A 19,652-nucleotide genomic window follows, 5' to 3' on the forward strand; every position below is an offset into this window, starting at 1 on the left:
GCCTTACTTTTCCCGCTCTGACGTTTCCTGACATCCTTTTCGTCAGGATAGCGGACTGACATCTTAAAAGGAGTGGATGATGAATAACTGGTTGCAACAAATTCAGTCGGTACTGACGAAGAAGGGCGGTGAGGGCAAATCGGGCGGCGGCTTAAGCGACATGCTGGCGCCGGGTGCGCTGGGCGGCCTGGCCGGTATGCTGATTGCCAGTAAATCGTCGCGAAAACTGCTGACAAAATATGGCGGCAAGGCGCTGATTATCGGTGGCGGTGCGGCTGCGGGCGCGGTGTTATGGAACAAATACAAGCAGCGGGTCAGCGAAGCGCACCAGAATGAACCTGACTTTGGCGTGGCGCAAACGCCGGTTAACCTGCGGGCCGAACGTCTGGTGACGGCGCTGGTGTTTGCCGCCAAAAGCGACGGGCACATTGACGACCAGGAACGGGCAGCGATTGAGCAGAATATTCATCAGTCCGGCTACGGTCAGGAAGCGGAACAGCTGATCCAGAAAGCGATGAACCGCCCGCTGGATCCGCAGTGGCTGGCCGCCGATGTGAAAAACGAGGAGGAGGCGCTGGAGCTCTACTTCCTGAGCTGTGCCGCCATCGACGTTGATCACTTCATGGAGCGCAGCTATCTCTCCGCGCTGGGCGACGCGCTAAAAATCCCCCAGGATGTTCGCGACGGCATCCAGCAGGATCTTGAGGCTGAGAAAGCCCGTTTACCCGCCAGTTAATCCATCTGATATTCCGCTGGCGGGTCACAGGATGTGATCCGCCAGCGGCTGCTTCTCAACCTATACCTGGCTTCCCGCTGCTGAAGTGTTACGCTTACAGATCATTACGTTCACGGAGACGGATGGATGAAAGCACCCATCGCAAAAAAAATACCCCATGAGATGACGCTGCACGGCGAGACGCGCGTTGACGACTACTACTGGCTGCGCGACGACAAGCGCGAAAACAGCGAGGTCCTTGATTACCTGCGTGCCGAAAACAACTACGGCAAAAAAATCATGTCGTCACAGCAGCCACTGCAGGACCGGGTATTAAAAGAGATTATCGATCGGCTGCCGCCTGAAGATCACTCAGTGCCCTATGTGAAAAATGGCTACCGTTATCAGAGCCGTTACCAGAGCGGTAACGAATACCCGGCCTATTATCGCCAGCCTGCCGCGAGCGATGAGTCTGGCGAGTGGAGCCTGCTGCTGGATGCCAACCAGCGCGCCTCGCATAGTGATTTCTATACCATGGGCGCGCTGCATATCAGTCCGGATAACCGGGTCATGGCGCTGGCTGAAGATTTCCTGTCTCGCCGGCAATATGGCATCCGCTTCCGTAACCTGGAGAGTGGCAGCTGGTACCCTGAAGTGCTGAGCAACGCCTCTTCCAGCTTCGCGTGGGGTAATGACTCGCGCACCCTCTACTATGTGCGAAAACACCCGCAGACGCTGCTTTCTTATCAGGTGTGGCGACACGAACTGGGTACGCCGCAGTTCGACGACCAGCTGGTCTATGAAGAGCAGGATGACACTTATCATCTCAGCGTACATAAGACCACCTCCAAGCAGTTCATCATGATTGCGCTCTACAGCACCAACACCAGCGAAATTCAGCTGATTGATGCGAACTTCCCCGATGCGCAGCCGCATGTGTTTCTGCCGCGCCGCCGCGATCATGAGTACAGCATCGACCACTACGATCATCAGTTCTTCATTCGATCCAACCGGGAAGGCGAGAACTTCGGGCTGTACCGCAGCCGCTATCTGGACGAGTCACGCTGGGAAACCCTGATCCCGGCACGGGAACAGGTGGTGATGGAAGATTTTCAGCTGTTTCAGGACTGGCTGGTTGTCGAGGAGCGCCAGCGCGGCTTAACCAGCCTGCGGCAGATCAACTGGGCCAGCGGTGAAACCAGCGGCATCGCCTTTGACGATCCGACCTATGTGACCTGGCTGGCCTACAATCCGACGCCGCGCACCAGCAAACTGCGCTACGGCTATTCATCGATGACCACGCCGACCACGCTGTTTGAGCTGGATATGGATACCGGCGAACGCCGCATCCTGAAGCAGAGCGCGGTGAAAGGCTTTAACGCGGAAGATTACAAAAGCGAACATCACTGGATCAAAGTCAGCGATGGCACCGAAGTGCCGGTATCGCTGGTCTATCACCGCAAACATTATCAGCCCGGTCAGAATCCGATGCTGGTGTATGGCTACGGTGCCTACGGCAGTAGTATGGATGCCGATTTCAGCGTCAGCCGCCTGAGCCTGCTGGATCGCGGCTTTGTCTATGCGCTGATACAGGTGCGCGGCGGCGGTGAGCTGGGGCAGCAATGGTATGACGGCGGTCGCCTGCTGAACAAAATGAACAGCTTCACCGATTTTATCGATGTCACTAACGCGCTGGTGGCGCGTGGCATCGGACACCCGGAACGACTCTATGCCATGGGCGGTAGCGCGGGTGGCTTGCTCATGGGCGGAGTAATTAACCTGGCACCGCAGCGGTTCCACGGCGTGGTTGCCCAGGTGCCGTTTGTGGATGTGGTGACCACGATGCTGGATGAGTCGATTCCGCTGACCACTGGCGAGTATGACGAGTGGGGCAACCCCAACGATCCGGAGTACTATCGCTATATCCGCCAGTACAGCCCTTATGACAACATTGAGGCGAAAGCCTATCCTCATCTACTGGTCACCACCGGCCTGCATGATTCGCAGGTGCAGTACTGGGAACCAGCCAAGTGGGTGGCGAAGCTGAGAACGATGAAAACCGACAATAACCTGCTGCTGCTCTGCACCGACATGGATGCGGGTCACGGCGGCAAGTCGGGGCGCTACAAAGCCTATGAAGGGATCGCGATGGAATACACCTTCCTGTTGTGGCTGGCGCAGGGCACCTTACCGCCAGCCCAGGATTACTGAGATTCGGTCAGGTACTTACGCAGCGCCTGCCGCAATGGCGGGCGCAGATCGCTGACGTTATCCAGCATCCACTTCAGGTAGCCCGGATCCTTGCGCGCAACCACCGCAATCGCCTGGCCGCGGTATTTGCCAAACGGCAGAACGTCGTCGCGCTGGGCCGCCGGTTGTGACCGCACAATCATCTCGGAGGCACTCCAGCCGGAGGTCTCCATAATACGAATCAGCAGCGCTGCCGTAACATAGCAGTCATAGAGCGCGCGGTGAGCATGCAGGTCGGCGGGCGGCGTGACATCCAGCTTCAGCGAATGACGCAGTGCCTGATTGCCATATTTAATGCCCGGCCAGAGCTGACGCGCCAGCTGCATGGTGCAGATCCACTCTCCGTACATCTCCGGCAGCATCCGGCGATCAAAACTGGCGTTGTGCGCCACGTAAAAAGCACTGCCGTGATAGCGAGGGATCGCCTCTTCAATGGTCGGCTTACCGGCGACCATCGCTTCGGTGATGCGATGCACGGCCATCGCCTGACGGCTGATAGGGCGATCGGGCAGGGTGAGATCGCTCATCGGATTCACAATCTGGCCGTTGACCACATCCACGGACGCCACTTCGACCACGCCACCCTGCAGACCGCAGGTTTCGGTATCAATAACGCGAAATATCATTGCTTCATCTTCGGTTCATAAGGAAGGCGCGACAGGCTGAGCGACGCCTGGCGGTAGTGCATCAGACGCTGACGAAACCAGTCACGCAGTGCTTCGGGCTGCTCCTGCGCCACCATTTCGGCGACAATCGGCATGTTATAGCGCTCTTTAAACGCCACACCCGCTGCCGCCAAATCGACATTAATCTTGTCTTTCTCTTCCTGGGACAGCAGGGCAAGGTTATGGCTCATAATATTCTCCTGACGATAGCGGGCAAAAGTAATGTTTTCGGCGGTCTGAATCAAGGATAAAGGATCGCATCGCTGGCCTCGACAGTGCAAATACAGCAGCGTATCCTTTTGCCACGTTTATCGCCCTGGCGGCGGTTAAAAGGATGATCTTATGCATAAAAAACTGATTTCCCGCATGGTTATTGCGCTGGCAGCAGCCGGACTGATGACATTCAGTTCGCTGGCAGCGGCGCATGCGCATCTCCAGTCTTCTATCCCGGCGGCCAAAGCGCAGGTAATGACATCCACCGATGCGCTGACGCTGAACTTCAGTGAAGATATTGAAGCGGCATTCAGCGGCGTCACGCTGCTGGATAGTGCACAGAAGCCCGTCGCCACCGCTAAAGCCCGCGTTGAATCTGGCCAGAAAAACCGGCTGATTGTGGGCCTGTCTCAGCCGCTGCAAGCGGGCAGCTATCAGGTTAACTGGCATGTGCTGTCGGTGGATGGACATAAAACCGCAGGAAGCTATCGCTTTAGCGTGAAGTAACTCCGGTGACCACCCTCTGGATCCTGTTACGCGCGCTGCATTTTGCCGCCGTGATGCTGCTGACCGGCAGCGCCTGTTACAGTGCGCTGCTGGCACCCGGACGCTATCGACCCCTGCTGGCGCTAAGATTAAACCCGCTGGTGAAAGGGAGCGCCTGGCTGGCGCTGCTGAGTGCACTGGCGATGCTGGCCTGCCAGAATGTGTTGATGAGCGGCGACAGCGCCAATCTGGCCGATGTCCATATCTGGCTGGCGGTGATTGGCACGCACTTCGGTGGCGTGTGGCTGTGGGAAATCCTGTTTAGCCTGCTGGCCGTTGCCGGTTTGTTATTGACCGGACGGCTGAGTCAGCAGGTGTTACTGCTGGCGGGCGTGCTGCAACTGGCCTGCATGGCTCTGATTGGTCATGCCGCGATGCGCGATGGCTGGCCGGGATTGTTTCAGCAGCTCAATCATGCACTGCATCTGATTGCCGCGGCGTTCTGGACGGGCGGATTACTGCCTCTGTTGCTGTTGATGCGGGAGGCGCGCCAGATCGATCGGCGTACAGACGCTATCCGCACCATGATGCGCTTTTCGCGCTATGGTCATCTGGCGGTGGCGTTAACGCTGCTGAGCGGCCTGATAAACAGCGTGATGATCGCGGGCTGGCCGCTGACGTGGCACGATTCACGCTACATTGTATTGTTGCTGTGTAAAGTGCTGCTGGTTGCCCTGATGGTGCTTGTGGCGCTGATTAACCGATACTGGCTGGTGCCGCGATTCCGCCTGGCGGGCAGCGGGACGCAGCAAAAATTTATTCGCATGACGCAGCTTGAACTGCTGCTGGCGTGCGGAGTGGTTGGGCTGGTCAGCGTATTTGCCACGCTGTCGCCAGCCTGAATGTGGTTTAAGAGAGAAAAGGGTAGTTATGTTGCTGAAGAAAGTGATCCCCGCAATCCTGTTGTTATCCGTATGCGGCCAGGCGCTGGCGGCACAAATTATTACCGTCAGCCGCTTTGAGATCGGTAAAGAGAAGTGGCCGTTTAACCGTGAAGAGGTGATGCTGACCTGTGAGAAAGATGGTGCGATGTTTGCCATCAATCCGAGCACGCTGATGACATACCCCCTGAACGATATCGCCGACACACTGTTCAAAAACAAACAGGTGAAAGCGCAGCCGATCAGCGTGATCCAGGCCGAAGACAAAGCGCATCCGGGCCAGATGATGAGTCTGCAGCCGATTGTTGAGCGCACCCAGGCGCTGTGCGGTAAATAAACCTGTCGGGTGCAGCATCGCGCTGCGCCCAACCCCTCTTTTTTGCCGTTGCGATCACAAACTGATCCGGTTTATGCCCCTGCGGCTCCCGTTTGCTGGCAATTCCACCGCGCTGTTCTAATGTTAAATGGCAAGGCGACATCGCCTTCAAAAATGCCAACTTTTAGCGCACGGCTCCTTGAGAGCCATTTCCCTGGACCGAATATAGGAATCGTATTCGGTCTTTTTTTGTCAGATGCCGCCCATCAGTTAATGATTTTCAATCAATAACTTAGTCTTTTCCGTTGTGTTCTTCTGCAAGACGCCATTCCATTATGTCATTGCCATTTTTCCTATTCATATAAGTTACAACCCTGCTTTACTACCTCTCTATGAAAGGGACACCGTGGCGATAATCTGCCAGCTGTTTTACTCATGGTTGAAGCCCTGTCAGGAGCATCAGGTATAGGCTGTACAGCCCGTGCGAGTGAACGGCGTTGCAGTACTCGGTAATGACCGCTCTACTATCCTGTGGCACTCTATTAAGTCACATGAAAATGAGGGAACGATAATGAATGCAGGGAATGCAATCACCGAACCTGGCAGATATTACACATTTCAGTCACCATTATCGGGCAACGTATTTTTTGAATTGAGACCACGTGTGCTGCCACGAAACGCACAGCCGGTGCTGGATGAGTCCAGCGGCATGTGCATTGGTTATTCTGTGGCTCAGGCTCCCGGTCTGTGGCAGATATACGATGTGCAGGGGCATTTTGTTCGACTTGAAGAGGCACCTCTCGAAACGCCACTGATTGATCCTACAGACATAGCGCTTCTTGCGTTTGGTGTATTTCGAATTTTCCGCGCTGGCCGCGCATTATTGGAGGCTGGTACACGAGCTGCTATAAGTGCCAGACTCAGCCAGGCAACAATAATGTTCCTGCGTGCCAGGTTAAAAACGGGTTTATCGGCGTGTAACCTGAAAATGACCGAAACAGCGGCGAGGCACATGTATGAGCCGGGTCGCTATGTTCCGTTACATATTCAGGAAAGAGCTATCCGCTATGGCAGACGCATGGCCGATCCTCGCAACGGAGAGGGTATGTATCGTTATGAAACGGAAATGTATAAATTACACCGTAAGAAAAATATCACTGAGTATAAGAAGTACACTCTTGAGGTTGTGGTAAGGGTATCAGATTGGACGATAACTCATTTTAAGTATTTTTGATTAACCGACAGGAACGTACATATGTTTGATATCAGAGATGAAGAATTCGTTTTTGCGGTGTCGCCTTTTGAACGGGTTGTCGATAACGAAGTCGATCCGGTTAATCATAATTGGGACTGGATTAAGTCCTTTGTTGAGTTTTCTGTCACTGGTGTGAAAATACAGTATCAGACTGAATTTACTATTGGAAAACTTAAACAACTAAAGGAGCAGTTTGCTGCCCACTATCAGGCTGTTATTGGCCAACTAGAAATCGAACCTTTTGAGTTTCGTAGTGACCTAAATCAGCTAAATATGCTGCTCAGGAAGGTAAAGGGTGATGACGTTGTGGTCATTGAGTATGTTCTTCGTCCTGAGGCACATGCGGATAGTGTGCAGGTAAAAGGGGGATTCGCTATCGATGAAAGCTATTTTTCCGACATCCTTTCCAGGCTTGATGAGATGATTGAATGGCCCGGTAAGCAAGGCTGAAGGTTTATTTTTGATTGTGGTTCTGATCAAAAATGAGTGCTGATGAGCCACCGGTCAGCGTTCACTGATTGGCATAAATCTTAGTGGCAGACGTACATCAAAGTTCGGCTATTGATTTGAATCGCAACATTTTGGCTTCAACCTTTATCCTCCATCCCATGCTGAACCAACAGTAATTGAGCAAGTTCGCCGTAGACTATCTGGTGTTCGGTAACGCTTTTTCTGAGCTGTGCCGCAATGGCCTGGACTAGCTGCTGCGCCTTAAAACCACCCCAGCAAAACTCACTCAGCAAGTCGTTAGGACCACGTTTACTGATTTTTGCATGAGTGGAAAAAACAGTACTAGTTCAAAAAGGGCAGCGTGTTTCGCCTGATGCAGCCGGGTATTAATCATGAGCTGTATGGTCTGCCGGAATACCTGAACACGCTTAAGTTGCCTGACTGAATGAGGCGACGACGCTGTTCTGCCGCAAGTATTATCAGAACGGGGGAGCACGCAGGTTACATCCTGTATATGACCGATGCGGCCAGAGCAGCAGTGACGTTGACCGGATGCTGCAGGGCTCTGCGCGACACGAAAGGGCTGGGTAACTTACGCAATCTGTTTATGTAAGCACCGAACGGGAAGCCGGACGGCATTAAAATTCTGCCGCTCAGCGAGGTGGCTACGAAAGACGATTTCTTTAATATAAAGAAGGCTAGCCGCGATGACCTGTCAGGCGGGCACCGCTTACCGCAGCAGATGATGGGGATTATTCCGGATAACATTGGCAGGTTTAGGGATGCGGTGAAAGCGGCGCAGGTATTTGTAAGAAATGAACTTATCCCATTTTTTAATAGCCTTAATTACTTTGCTTGAAGAGGGGGGTACCCCCCTCTATATAGGGTTACATTTGCATTATCAATTTTTTTATTTCATTTCGTAAAACTTCTTTTTTATCCTCGTCAAACTTGCCTTTGGTTTTAGAAATGAGAACTTTCATGAGTTCTTCTTTATGACTTGAATCATTAAATAATTTTATTATTTTTTCAAATTCATCTTTAAACTCCCGGTGTATGAAAAGCAATACGTAACTAATATTGTTGTACTGCTCAATATTAATTTCTGATTGTTCCAAAGATTCTTCATTCACCTTTCGCTTAAGTGATGTTACAAGTTTTATGACCTGCCCTTCACTTGCTCGGTTGTCGCCAATAATTATTGCAAGAGTATCAAGCAGGCTTGCAGAGTTTTCTTTGAAAAAGTATTCATCTGATATAGTTGCAAGAACACCATCTTTTAAAGATTTCGATGAAATTTTCAAACCAATTAATGATAACCTTTCAATTGCGCGCTGAGTAGTATAAACGAGCCACTCTGCATGTTTCTTTTCTTTTCTAATTATTGTTCTAAGTAAATACTGTGATGCATCCAAGGTAATAAGCATTGGCGTACTGAAATAGCCTTTAGAGTCCAAGTGCTCTTTGTTATCGCATAATATACAGGCACAATAAACGTCATTTTCTATAGCCCTGTACGGCCTGAAAGTATGTGACTCCCTTATGAACTTCCTCCTTATTCTTTCTACAAACTCCTCTGAAATAGAATCTTTGTTATCAACGACATCGAAGTTTCCAGAAGTCAATAAACCATACATACAGTTGGCAACTACATCAAATCTGTTTGCCCCTCGTAAATCATCACTATCAAGACCTAGGAAAGCATAAATAAATTCATCAAAACTCAGGTTGCCACCTTGGCTATTGCTCCATTGAATATAGAAATTAAAATAAACATTTTTTGACTCACCGAGCTGCTCAATAAGTTGGCTGGTAACGTACTGGCTTAATTTTTCAGCTTGAGTAAAATGTCTAACAGTTTCTTCAAAGTGTTCATTAGACACTCTTAATCTTTTATTTTTAAGTGAGTTAATGTGCTCGCGCATCAAGTTTATATTTCTTATTGATTTGTCATAAAAGGTTTTATTGCCAAATATGATTGTTATCAAGTAAGGTATCAAAACCGGAGCATCAAGATAAATATAAAAATGCTTATTTTCGATGTATTTCTCAAGCTTGCTATCTGCTAATAAGTTAACACAAAGCTTAGCGGAGCAATGTTCAGATAAATAATCGTTATCTCCAGCCAATTCCATAAGCTTTTTTGCGAGGGCATCAGAATCAGACTCACTTAGACCACATTCGGTGGATATTAACACCTTTAGCCTTTGAATGGTGGATTTGAATATTTGTAGCTTAGGCGGCTCGAAATTACTTTCAGTTATCTGGACGCTTAATGATTCTTCATAAGCAGTAGTTATCAACTCAACTATACCAGAAGCTAAATCTTTGTCGGTGTTCTTAGAGATTTCTTTTTTTATTATGTCAATTAGTTCTTGCTTGCGTGATAGTTCTCTGAGCTTGATGTTCTCTAATTTCAAGTTTTCATCTCGAGATAAACTATATATACCATCAATTAAATCGACCTTACCTGCATGGGCAAGCATCTGCAGCCTGCCTTTCAAACTACCAGTTCTGATATTGACATCTTTTAAATCATGCTCAAGAGCCTGAATACTTTTACCCCCATCGAGAAGGTGAGACATTATATTCGCATCAACAATAACATTTTTTAAATTTGTACTATCCTTGCTTAACAATAAATATTCGTAAAATGCCCTTTGCTGAATATTTATCGGCATCTCGTTATTTATATCTATTTTATGAATTTTCTTTATTAGATGGTTTAACAAATGAGGGTAGTGATCAGTTATATCTTGAGCTATACGCTTTGCGTCATAAAATTCTAGAGTTATGAAATAATCTGTATTAGCGGATTTTTTTATTTTATCTAACTTATTTTCAGATATTGGATGACTCCAAAAGAAATAAAGAACCGGCGGGTAACCATGGTCATCTACAAGTTGAACCACTTTTTTTAAATCTTCATCAATCTTTTTTTCTATATTATTTTTCTTGAATTGATATTTGGGCCGCCTGTTTTATCTCCCTTCCTCTTCTTTTTATAACTAAATCCTTTCCGCTATCCCAAGGACCACCAATCAAATAAGCGTTCCCTTTAAAAACCTCCTCTGCATAACTTTTTATTAGATTTTCAAAATCAGATTCTATTGAAATTGTGCTAATAAGCTTAACGTTATTATTCATTTTAATTCCTTAAAAATATGAACTTATTTGATTTTTATCACATGATTTTCAAAGAGTTTGCCTGAGTAAAACTTTTTTATTTTTTGGCCTTTAACTAGATATGTAATCTGGAAATTAATGTATAGCGTGGTTAATGAATCTCAACTCACTTATACATGTTTTTGCACTTGCGCGCAATGCTATCCCCGCCACGCCTGCCCGCTTTATGCATCGCTTTTCATGCATGTGCATGCACCCACTCAAACCGCGCTAGTACTGACCTCATACAAGCTTCGCAATCCAATTTGGATCATGTAGATTCATGCCAGCATATGCACTTTGGTGCAGAAGCAAAAGGCCACCTGAAAGGTGGTTAGTATAGGGTGGTAGGGAAGGCAATTAATCATTCAGCCTGGCGGTATATAGCGGCTTTGAAAACAGATCTGTCGATTTTTCCTGCTATGTCACTGAGCAACGAAAGTATTTTTTTTAATTCATCTTCTTTGCAGTGTGCGATCAGCGATACGTCAGCAATGGACTGGATGCATGTAACCGTCTCGCTTATATTATCTATTTCATTCAATTGATTAACTTCGTCTAGTCAAAATATCACGTATCCATAAGCAGTGCTATGATGATCATAAATCGTAAAGAATCGCGCGGCTCAGATTAGTCCGGCTGCCGATTTATTAATCAGGAAACTGTATGCCTCTTTTTCTCGCCAGTGCATTGAAGCGCTTAAATAGGGTGGTATTTTTGCACCGTGTATGGAAGAGGTACCCGCTTGCACCGCTCCAGTAAGAAAGCTCCCAAACCTTAATTTGTGACGTTCCTTCATGCGCACAGCTTCACCGTCGGACAGGGTTAACCTGGAGATCTCAAAGAAAATCTTTTTCAACGCCATCCGTTCTGTGTACTGACTCAGTTCTGAGTGATATGTGTCGGGCTCAAGTTGCTCCTGCGCTGGTTTTTCTCTTAATATTCATTCTACGCTCGGCGCGAGTAAGGGGGCTAGAGAAATCGATAGCAGCTTCAGAGCCTGTTGGCTCCGTACATTTATTGACAGAACTCCGAGAGGACGCGGATGCGTCCTTAAATTATAAACCAAAATCAACGGCACGTTTTCCACTCTTGTCCTCTGGAAGAGGCCGCAACAAACTGAAGAGATTAACGCCTGTGTTTGCAGGCGATAATTATTTGCCCAACCAGCGTCCGGCCTGTGCAGACTCAATTAACAGACGAATAGTCAGCGGATCGTGCGGCGCGGTGAAATCTTCCGGGAAATATTCGGCAAACGTGATAGTACTGGGATTAATGCCAAATGTTTCAGCATACCGCTCTAGCAATTCATACGCGTCAAGAGGATCCATGCGAAAGTCATTGTTCAGATCGGTATCCAGTTCAAGCTTATAGCGTCTGAACGTAAACAAACTTCTGCCGTTATAATCTTCAACCAGCGCAAATACAGCTTTCTCTATATCCTCGTTTACCATATCTTGTCTTCCTTATGAGCAAGAAGGTTATATTTTGCCGTAGTTTTCCAGCCAATTTCTGCCACATCAGCGGCCATAATTACCCAGCCTAAAACCGGGATTGTACGACCGACGAACGTCCCCAGCTTGTGAGTCATTAACATTTTAATTTGAAGAGGGTTTTTAGGGTTCTGTATCCACGTGGGTAATCTGAATGGAAGACGGTAATCCCGTAACAGCTTTCGAGAATAGACCGAAGCATAAGAGGTGCCTTTCCATGCTCCGTTTAGCTTACCGGATACGTCAATCGTATTTTGCCCCGAGTAAATCGCAACCAGAGCGATGATATCCTTTTTACCGCTGAAGTGCTCTGCAGTCACATCAATCATTACCCAGAAATAAAGCTCTCCTGCGGAAAGGTTAGTAAGCCCGCCATAGAAGTAAGTTCCGTTTAACTGCTCAGTTGTATCCATACCATTCCCTTAAATGGGTACTGTAATGGTCAAAACTGTATCACATCAATTCCGGTCACTGCCAGATGCTGGCTGGCGCTATCTGATGCATTTTGCGACTCTCAAAGCCATAGTTGTCGCTCCGCTGGTATCAAACGATCACGATGCGCACGCTCGGGTCGTTGACGCAGCATGATCTATGCATCTTATTCCTCAGCCCACAGTAGCTAGCATCGCAATGGCGGATCACTTGATGCATGCTTTGAATGCAGTTTTACTAACGTTCATCTCATCATTGCTACTATGGCAGGTTTTGCCAGCGAGAAGAAAAAGCAAAGAGTCTGTCAATATATAAAGGTCAACGCGCCTCATAACAGATATTTAGTTATTGTGAAACCAATAGGTTGATTTGTGAAAAAAGTAAATATAAGTTATGGGGTGCTCTATGGCTGCATTACAGGATGTTTACTTATGAAATCTTTAATTCATATAGGTTCTTGAAATTGAAGGTAAACATCAAAAAATATTGGGTGCAGGCTATGTCTAACAGCGAAGGGAAAATTGCTGATGCTCTATATGAGATTCTGCATAAATGAAGCGTGCTATTTTATGGCTGATTCAGTCATTTTTCTATTTAGTTCCTGCTGCAGTTATTGTGGCTGGCGTGTATATCTTCATCTGCTTTGTTCCGCAGTATGCAGCACTTCTTAGTTTTGCATGGGTTATTGTAGTTTCTTATGTGTATATTAAATTTAACCGATGGTGTTGATAAAATCCTGACATATTAGTGAGCTTAAAATTTGGGTTGAAAAGCGAACGCAAAATAACCCTATTAGCTTAAGGTGCCCGGTCTCCATCCCAAAAACCCACTCCACTCTGCAACAACAGAAACAACCCTGCCAGCCTCGCACCCAAAGCTTACCTGTCATCTTGTCATCACCGCGGTTTGGCTTATCCTTAAAGCTTCAATCAAAAGGAGCATCGTTTATGAAAGCGGCAATTGCTAACAGTGAACACAAGGTTGAAGTGGTTGAGAAGACGCTGCGTCCTCTCAAAACGGGCGAAGCACGGCTCAGGATGGAATGCTGTGGCGTATGCCATACCGATCTGCATGTGAAGAACGGGGATTTCGGTGATAAAACCGGCGTGACGCTGGGTCATGAAGGTATCGGTATTGTTGAGGAAGTCGCGCCAGATGTGACCTCACTTAAGCCTGGCGATCGTGCCAGCGTGGCATGGTTCTTTAAGGGCTGCGGTCACTGCCAATACTGCAACTCCGGTAACGAAACGCTCTGCAGAGAGGTCGTTAATGCCGGTTATACCGTCGATGGCGGTATGGCTGAAGAGTGTATCGTCGTTGCAGACTATTCGGTCAAAGTCCCCGACGGGCTTGATCCTTACGCCGCCAGTAGTGTCACCTGCGCTGGTGTCACCACCTATAAAGCGGTGAAAGTGTCCGAGGTAAAACCGGGTCAGTGGCTGGCGATTTACGGTCTGGGCGGGCTGGGAAACCTCGCCCTGCAGTATGCGAAAAACGTCTTTAACGCCAAAGTGATCGCGGTTGATGTGAGTGATGGGCAACTGGCACTGGCGAAAGAGATGGGCGCCGACCTGGTCGTAAACTCGGCCAGCGAAGATGCGGCTCGCTTTATTCAGGAACAAACCGGTGGGGCGCATGCGGCTGTGGTAACGGCCGTTGCCAAAGCAGCGTTTAACTCTGCTGTCGATGCGGTCAGGGCCGGTGGTCGGGTAGTGGCGGTCGGACTGCCGCCGGAAGCGATGAGCCTGAATATTCCGCGTCTGGTGCTCGATGGCATCCAGGTAGTGGGATCGCTGGTCGGGACGCGTAACGATCTGGCGGAAGCTTTCCAGTTTGCGGCAGAAGGGAAGGTGGTGCCGAAGGTGACCAAAAGGAAGATTGGTGAGGTCAATGCCATCTTCGATGAGATGATTCAGGGCAAGATCCGCGGCAGGATGGTGATCGACTTTAGCGGTCAGCCTGTTGAATAATCCGTGCCAATAATCGCAGAAGCCCGCGCCGTGCGGGCTTTTTTATGCCTGTAAGGCCAGTTCCCTCCCGCTGAATGCGTAAGAGCACATTCCGTTAAAGCATTAATAAGCTCGGCTTTATGTTTCATGATGTGATTTTCACTTGAACTTTACCGGTAACATTATAGTTTATGGGGTGAAGTCTGATTACACACATCTGAAGGAGGGTTATTTATGGCTAAGCATCACTTACTCAAATCCATTGAAATTGCAGCGATTGTGCTGTTTGTCCTGATACTGGCGTATCTGGCGGTTACCGGTCTGCTGTCATCAACAGGCGTTGATCACGCCTGGCCTTATCCCAGTAAGTAATTGAGTGCCGCACCAGGGAAATTATAAATAATATAAATAGATAACCGATCCTGATACAGGACATAAAAAACCCCGCAATTGCGAGGTTAATCAGAGTTTACACCAGGCTCACCGAAAGCAGAGTCAGCTCTTCGGTTTCCAGCGACAGGTTTTTTTTGGTTTCGAACATAAAGGCTTCCAGCGCCTCCTCGACATCGTCGCCCTCGATAAAGGCGTGAGTCGTGACATGATTTTCACCTTTGGGCTTAATCACGTAAGAAACAAACCACTTCTTCTTTTGCATAATGCTTATCCTCTTCTGAATAGGTAAATGCCGCACACCGGCAATAATGAGCTTTCCCGCCAGCAGTTCAGCGGAACATGTACGGGTTCGGTCTGACAAAGACTAATCGAGCGGGGCCGGATGCAGCAGGTCGATCACGTCGTCAATTTCATTACTGGCCGCATGACGATCAAGTGCAACCGCATAGTAGCGTCCCTTGCAGTAGTGCTTTGTTACCGCCACCCGATGGCCGGTATCGCTGTCAGCTTCACCGCCGGTCAGGGTCTGCAGGTGGGGCGGGATAACCAGCTCACTTTCGAGTTGTTCTGCTTCAATGATCACTGCGCCACCGTCGGTGGATAGCAGCAGATGCTGAATACTCATGTTCTCTCCTCTGAGTCAGATTGCTAACCGGCAAAGTGTAGTTCACCTCAGCGGGTGTGCTGGCGACGGGCTTAATCAATGCCTGAGCAGGCTCGTTATCACAGCCAATTGCGCTTTTCCTGGCAAAAAAAAGCCCCGAAGTCGGGGGCTTTTAAGAAAGGGATGGCCTGCGTTAAAAACTCAGCTGGTCTGATCGGCCAGCTTCGGCTTAAGCACGCGCTTACCAATCTGAATGCCGGGCTTCTCAACATACTTATAGAGTAAAGAGGCCAGCGCATAGGTCACCGGGATGGCAGAGACGCAGACAATCAGGAAACGCATCATGTCGCTCTTAAACTCGATGTCGGTGTGATTGAGCAGCAGTGCGATCAGCGGGATTACAATCAGCAGATGCAGCAGGTAGACCGAAAACGACACGTCGCCCAGCCAGGTGCTGAGACGGTTGTTCAGCAGCTTACGCGGCAGAGCAATCAGCGTTGCCATCAGGCTGCCCTGCGGGTATTGCCACAGAATCGCCGTCATACCGACGATCATCAGCGCCTCCATAATCACCTGCAGCTTAATCGCACCCAGGCCCATCGCCACGCTGGCGACCGGGCCGAGCAGCGCAAAGGCGACGTAGAGCAGGGATTTACGGCGGATCGCCTCGGCCAGCAGCATCCCCGACAGGAACATATTCAGCTTTATCAGGATCATTGAAGGCATCTCAAACGCCTCATAATAATCTGCCAGCACATACCGGCCAGCGCAGCAGAGCGCCATGATGCCAATCAGCGAGGCGGCATAACCAAAGCGCAGCGTCACCAACATGATGAACGGGAACAGCAGATAGAACTGCATCTCCAGCCCGATGCTCCAGTCAGGCAGTACAGTATTAAAACCATATTCGGGCAGCAGGCCGAACAGGAAACTGAAGTGGGTCAGGATGTTTGCCAGCGACTGGTCATTGTAACGCGACGACTCAGTGGCGGTGCCGGAATAGAAATGAGCAATGGTGTCACGCATCTCGCCAAACCACGGGCCATAAATCAGGGCGATGATTAACAGCAGATAGTAGAGCGGGGCGATGCGGAAGAAGCGCCGGATCCAGAACTTCTTAATGGTCTCTGTACTCTGCCACGGCTCTTTCTGCTGACGCTCGACGTAGTTTTTCGCCATCAGATAACCCGATAACAGAATAAACAGATCGACCCCGATGCCAGGGGATGAAATAAGCGTGATGTGGCAATGAACCAGTAAGCTGATATGGCCAACTAATACCCAGAGAGAAGCGATGCCGCGTAATCCCTCCAGCTCCGTAGACCAACCTCGTGTTGCAGACATAACTATTCCTCGTTTTTATCCGACCTTCGGCGCTCACTAAGCCTCAAGGCAACAGATATGTAAACGGGCCTTTACAAAAGTAAGAAGATTCCGAGCACAGGTAGGAGTGAAAAATCAACCGAAACAGGGCGGGAAAGCACAGGAAGTTAAGGGCGTGCAGCGGCACACCCTTAATCAATATCACTGATTGAGAGGGCCGATCAGGCCAGTTTTAACAGGATCATACCGGCCAGCAACAGGGTCAGACCGGCCCAGCCTTTGCGGTTCAGCCGCTGGCCAAACAACACCCATCCGGCCGCGACAGTGGCGATAATCCCAAAACCGCCCCAGACCGCATAGGCGATCGAGAGATCGATACCTTTAACCGCCTGAGCGAGTGCGCTGAACGCGAGCAGGACACAGCAAAGTGAAAGCAGACCGTACAGCGGTTTCTTAAACCCATCAGAATATTTAAGGAATATGTTGGCGGCAATCTCCAGCACGATAGCCAGCGCCAGCCAGGACGCATGAACAAGATCAGCGATGAGCATGATTAACCTCCGCTGATGATTGGGTGCCGGTTTTGATCAACACAATTCCGACGATCAGCGTCACCAGCCCACAGATTTTCAGCGCTGACAGCGTTTCACCAAACAGCTGCACGCTGAATAACGTAATCAGCATGATGCCGATACCTTCCCACAGCGCATAAGCCACGCCCAGGGCGATACGTTTAATGGCGAAACTCAGCAGAATATAAGAACAGGCAATCATGCCCAGCATCATCAGGTAGCCGGAATGGCTGCCATTGAGGCTGGACCATTTCATAAAAAGGGTACCAATAATTTCAGTAACAATAGCGAGTGATAATAAAACCCAGGCGCGCATGGGTGCTCTCCAGCAACGATAAATGACGACCTGCAACAACGCACAACGTGCGGGCAGACTCAGAACAGTTCGAAGTGGTGAGGGGACTACAGGGCGTTACGCCAGTGCTGATCGGCGGCGTTCCAGCCAGAAAGGCAAGAGGGGGAATACAGGGGGGTTGACATGAACATTCTGCTCATAAAATTTACAACACATCCACATTGTTGCTTCTCATCAGTGGACGGATAGTGCCTCCGGTTAAATAGACGCTGGATTTATAGCATTCTGCACATCACCAAATCAACAGCAGATGCTGCTTTGTTTGATGTCTGTTAAGGTTTGATGATTTGAAAAGGGTGACGTGTGGGAAAGGATGTGTGGTAAACCGTAATGAAAAAAATAGCCGGGCAACAGAAGTGCCCGGCTATTATTAAGTGACGCTGTCACGTATCATTCAGCGCGCTGCGGAACCGTGCGAACGGGCGCATCACCCGCAACATAGTAAGCGGCGGTGCTGCGCGGCAACGGATCGCGTCCACGAATCTTATCGGCAATCTTCTCGCCAATCATGATAGTGGTGGCGTTCAGGTTACCGGTGATGATCAGCGGCATAATCGACGCATCCACTACGCGTAAGCCTTCCAGTCCATGCACACGACCTTCGCCATCAACGACGGACATCGGGTCGTTACCCATCTTACAGGTGCCGCACGGGTGATAAGCGGTTTCGCCGTGGTTACGCACGAACTCATCCAGCTGCTCATCTGTCTGGCAATCCAGTCCCGGACTGATTTCACGGCCACGGTACTTGTCCAGCGCCGGCTGATTGATGATCTGGCGCGTGATGCGAATCGCATCGCGGAACTCATGCCAGTCCTGCTCATGCGACATGTAGTTAAACAGAATGGCCGGATGACGACGCGGATCGCGTGACTTCAGGCGTACATGACCGCGGCTTGGAGAACGCATCGAGCCAACGTGACACTGGAAGCCGTGGGCATCAACCGCGTTGGAACCGTTGTAGTTAATCGCCACCGGCAGGAAGTGATACTGAATGTTCGGCCAGCTGAACTCTTCGCGGCTGCGGATAAAGCCACCCGCTTCAAACTGGTTGCTGGCACCAATACCGGTGCCGTTAAACATCCACTCCGCACCGATTTTCGGCTGATTCCACCACTTCAGAGCCGGATAGATTGAGACCGGTTCTTTACACTCATACTGAAGATACATCTCCAGATGGTCCTGCAGGTTTTCACCCACGCCCGGCAGGTCGTGAACCAGCGGGATGTCGAACTGTTTCAGCAGCTCAGGAGAACCCACGCCAGAACGCTGCAGGATCTGCGGCGAGGCGATAGCGCCGGCACACAGCAGCACTTCACGGCGCGCGGTCACTTTGTTGATGGTGTTGCTGTCGCCCTGCAGGTACTCCACGCCGACTGCACGCTTGCCATCGAAGATGATGCGATCGGTGGTGGCATGCGTGATGATCTTCAGGTTGGCGCGGCCTTTGGCCATATCGAGATAGCCACGCGCGGTGCTGGAGCGACGACCATTTGGTGTGACGGTACGATCCATCGGACCGAAACCTTCCTGCTGATAGCCATTAAGGTCGTCAGTGCGCGGATAACCTGCCTGCACGCCCGCCTCAATCATCGCTTCAAACAGCACGTTATTGCCCGCTTTAGGCGTCGCAACACACACCGGGCCGTCGCCGCCGTGGAAATCGTTCGGGCCGATATCGCGGGTTTCCGCTTTACGGTAGTAGGGCAGGCAGTCCAGATAGCTCCAGTTCTCCAGTCCAGGTTCGCTGGCCCAGTTATCGAGATCCATCGCGTTGCCGCGGATATAACACATGCCGTTAATCAGTGATGAACCGCCCAGACCTTTGCCGCGACCACACTCCATGCGGCGATTGTTCATGTAAGGCTCAGGCTCGGTTTCATAAGCCCAGTTATAGCGTTTGCCCTGTAACGGGAAGGCGAGGGCCGCAGGCATCTGGGTGCGAAAATCAAAGCGGTAATCCGGGCCGCCCGCTTCCAGCAACAGGACGCTCACGTTGCTCTCTTCGGTCAGACGGGTAGCCAGAACGTTTCCTGCGGATCCGGCTCCAATAATAATGTAATCAAATTCCATTC

21 protein-coding genes and 1 pseudogene are annotated in these 19,652 nt (G+C 49.8%); 10 read left to right on the top strand and 12 right to left on the bottom strand.

Annotation, left to right across the window (positions count from 1 at the left end):
• The first annotated feature begins 79 nt into the window (after nt 1-79).
• Both ACO6VX_RS03545 and ACO6VX_RS03550 read left to right on the top strand, forming a co-directional pair.
• Nucleotides 80-736: a tellurite resistance TerB family protein gene (locus ACO6VX_RS03545; RefSeq protein WP_010258682.1), complete on the top strand. Its 657-nt coding sequence runs from the start codon at nt 80-82 to the stop codon at nt 734-736.
• A 126-nt stretch (nt 737-862) separates the two neighbouring features.
• Nucleotides 863-2,926: a prolyl oligopeptidase family serine peptidase gene (locus ACO6VX_RS03550; RefSeq protein ID WP_422457682.1), complete on the top strand. Its 2,064-nt coding sequence runs from the start codon at nt 863-865 to the stop codon at nt 2,924-2,926.
• Here ACO6VX_RS03550 and exoX read toward each other — a convergent pair.
• Complete coding sequence (exoX, locus tag ACO6VX_RS03555; RefSeq protein WP_022625523.1) at nt 2,920-3,591, bottom strand: exodeoxyribonuclease X; 672 nt, start codon at nt 3,589-3,591, stop codon at nt 2,920-2,922. The genes ACO6VX_RS03550 and exoX overlap by 7 nt on opposite strands.
• Entirely contained in the window at nt 3,588-3,821 is a 234-nt protein-coding gene (locus tag ACO6VX_RS03560; RefSeq protein ID WP_010258692.1) for a DNA polymerase III subunit theta, read from the bottom strand. Before ACO6VX_RS03560 ends, exoX begins: the two co-directional genes overlap by 4 nt.
• 151 nt (nt 3,822-3,972) lie before the next feature.
• Between ACO6VX_RS03560 and copC the strand changes: the two genes are divergently transcribed.
• The 6 genes and pseudogenes from copC to ACO6VX_RS03590 all read left to right on the top strand — a co-directional run.
• Nucleotides 3,973-4,350: a copper homeostasis periplasmic binding protein CopC gene (copC, locus tag ACO6VX_RS03565; RefSeq protein ID WP_022625524.1), complete on the top strand. Its 378-nt coding sequence runs from the start codon at nt 3,973-3,975 to the stop codon at nt 4,348-4,350.
• A gap of 5 nt (nt 4,351-4,355) precedes the next feature.
• Nucleotides 4,356-5,231 carry a copper homeostasis membrane protein CopD gene (gene copD, locus ACO6VX_RS03570; RefSeq protein WP_422457685.1) on the top strand — a complete coding sequence of 292 codons (876 nt, stop codon included), beginning with the start codon at nt 4,356-4,358 and terminating at the stop codon, nt 5,229-5,231.
• Between the two features lie 28 nt (nt 5,232-5,259).
• A complete protein-coding gene (locus tag ACO6VX_RS03575; RefSeq protein WP_010670792.1) occupies nt 5,260-5,607 on the top strand; it encodes a YebY family protein in 348 nt (115 codons plus the stop codon).
• Nucleotides 5,608-6,157: 550 nt separating this feature from the next.
• A complete protein-coding gene (locus ACO6VX_RS03580) occupies nt 6,158-6,820 on the top strand; it encodes a hypothetical protein (protein ID WP_230873594.1) in 663 nt (220 codons plus the stop codon).
• Between the two features lie 21 nt (nt 6,821-6,841).
• The gene (locus tag ACO6VX_RS03585; protein ID WP_031377482.1) at nt 6,842-7,291 is read left to right on the top strand and encodes a hypothetical protein; all 450 of its coding nucleotides are present in this window, start codon (nt 6,842-6,844) and stop codon (nt 7,289-7,291) included.
• A gap of 86 nt (nt 7,292-7,377) precedes the next feature.
• Nucleotides 7,378-8,150: pseudogene (locus tag ACO6VX_RS03590) on the top strand (phage portal protein); the annotation flags it as partial.
• Between the two features lie 28 nt (nt 8,151-8,178).
• Here ACO6VX_RS03590 and ACO6VX_RS03595 read toward each other — a convergent pair.
• The 4 genes from ACO6VX_RS03595 to ACO6VX_RS03610 all read right to left on the bottom strand — a co-directional run bounded on the left by ACO6VX_RS03595 (nt 8,179) and on the right by ACO6VX_RS03610 (nt 12,362).
• Nucleotides 8,179-10,203, bottom strand: a complete 2,025-nt coding sequence (locus tag ACO6VX_RS03595; protein ID WP_422457687.1) for a hypothetical protein — start codon at nt 10,201-10,203, stop codon at nt 8,179-8,181.
• A gap of 34 nt (nt 10,204-10,237) precedes the next feature.
• Entirely contained in the window at nt 10,238-10,438 is a 201-nt protein-coding gene (locus ACO6VX_RS03600; protein WP_422457689.1) for a hypothetical protein, read from the bottom strand.
• Nucleotides 10,439-11,610: 1,172 nt separating this feature from the next.
• Complete coding sequence (locus ACO6VX_RS03605; RefSeq protein ID WP_223565385.1) at nt 11,611-11,910, bottom strand: DUF1493 family protein; 300 nt, start codon at nt 11,908-11,910, stop codon at nt 11,611-11,613.
• Nucleotides 11,904-12,362, bottom strand: coding sequence for an STM2901 family protein (locus tag ACO6VX_RS03610; RefSeq protein WP_256844285.1), 459 nt, complete (start codon nt 12,360-12,362; stop codon nt 11,904-11,906). The genes ACO6VX_RS03605 and ACO6VX_RS03610 overlap by 7 nt, the downstream gene beginning before the upstream one ends.
• A 966-nt stretch (nt 12,363-13,328) precedes the next feature.
• Here ACO6VX_RS03610 and adhP point away from each other — a divergent pair.
• Both adhP and ACO6VX_RS03620 read left to right on the top strand, forming a co-directional pair.
• Entirely contained in the window at nt 13,329-14,351 is a 1,023-nt protein-coding gene (gene adhP, locus ACO6VX_RS03615) for an alcohol dehydrogenase AdhP (protein WP_045139897.1), read from the top strand.
• 213 nt (nt 14,352-14,564) lie between these two features.
• A complete protein-coding gene (locus ACO6VX_RS03620; protein ID WP_010258717.1) occupies nt 14,565-14,702 on the top strand; it encodes a hypothetical protein in 138 nt (45 codons plus the stop codon).
• A 97-nt stretch (nt 14,703-14,799) separates the two neighbouring features.
• Here ACO6VX_RS03620 and ACO6VX_RS03625 read toward each other — a convergent pair whose 3' ends face one another.
• From ACO6VX_RS03625 to betA, 6 genes are all read right to left on the bottom strand, one after another.
• Nucleotides 14,800-14,985, bottom strand: a complete 186-nt coding sequence (locus ACO6VX_RS03625) for a hypothetical protein (RefSeq protein WP_033779017.1) — start codon at nt 14,983-14,985, stop codon at nt 14,800-14,802.
• Nucleotides 14,986-15,087: 102 nt separating this feature from the next.
• Nucleotides 15,088-15,348 carry a hypothetical protein gene (locus tag ACO6VX_RS03630; RefSeq protein WP_010258727.1) on the bottom strand — a complete coding sequence of 87 codons (261 nt, stop codon included), beginning with the start codon at nt 15,346-15,348 and terminating at the stop codon, nt 15,088-15,090.
• A 180-nt stretch (nt 15,349-15,528) separates the two neighbouring features.
• Nucleotides 15,529-16,671: an acyltransferase family protein gene (locus ACO6VX_RS03635; RefSeq protein ID WP_010258734.1), complete on the bottom strand. Its 1,143-nt coding sequence runs from the start codon at nt 16,669-16,671 to the stop codon at nt 15,529-15,531.
• Between the two features lie 200 nt (nt 16,672-16,871).
• Nucleotides 16,872-17,201 (bottom strand): multidrug/spermidine efflux SMR transporter subunit MdtI, encoded by a 330-nt coding sequence (gene mdtI / locus ACO6VX_RS03640; RefSeq protein ID WP_010258739.1) that lies wholly within the window; start codon nt 17,199-17,201, stop codon nt 16,872-16,874.
• Nucleotides 17,188-17,538: a multidrug/spermidine efflux SMR transporter subunit MdtJ gene (gene mdtJ / locus ACO6VX_RS03645; protein ID WP_010258741.1), complete on the bottom strand. Its 351-nt coding sequence runs from the start codon at nt 17,536-17,538 to the stop codon at nt 17,188-17,190. The genes mdtI and mdtJ overlap by 14 nt, the downstream gene beginning before the upstream one ends.
• A 429-nt stretch (nt 17,539-17,967) precedes the next feature.
• Nucleotides 17,968-19,650: a choline dehydrogenase gene (betA, locus tag ACO6VX_RS03650; RefSeq protein WP_010258743.1), complete on the bottom strand. Its 1,683-nt coding sequence runs from the start codon at nt 19,648-19,650 to the stop codon at nt 17,968-17,970.
• Between the last annotated feature and the right edge of the window lie 2 nt (nt 19,651-19,652).

It is taken from the genome of Pantoea sp. BJFS-204 (assembly GCF_049310725.1).
Classification (GTDB): Bacteria; Pseudomonadota; Gammaproteobacteria; order Enterobacterales; family Enterobacteriaceae; genus Pantoea; species Pantoea agglomerans.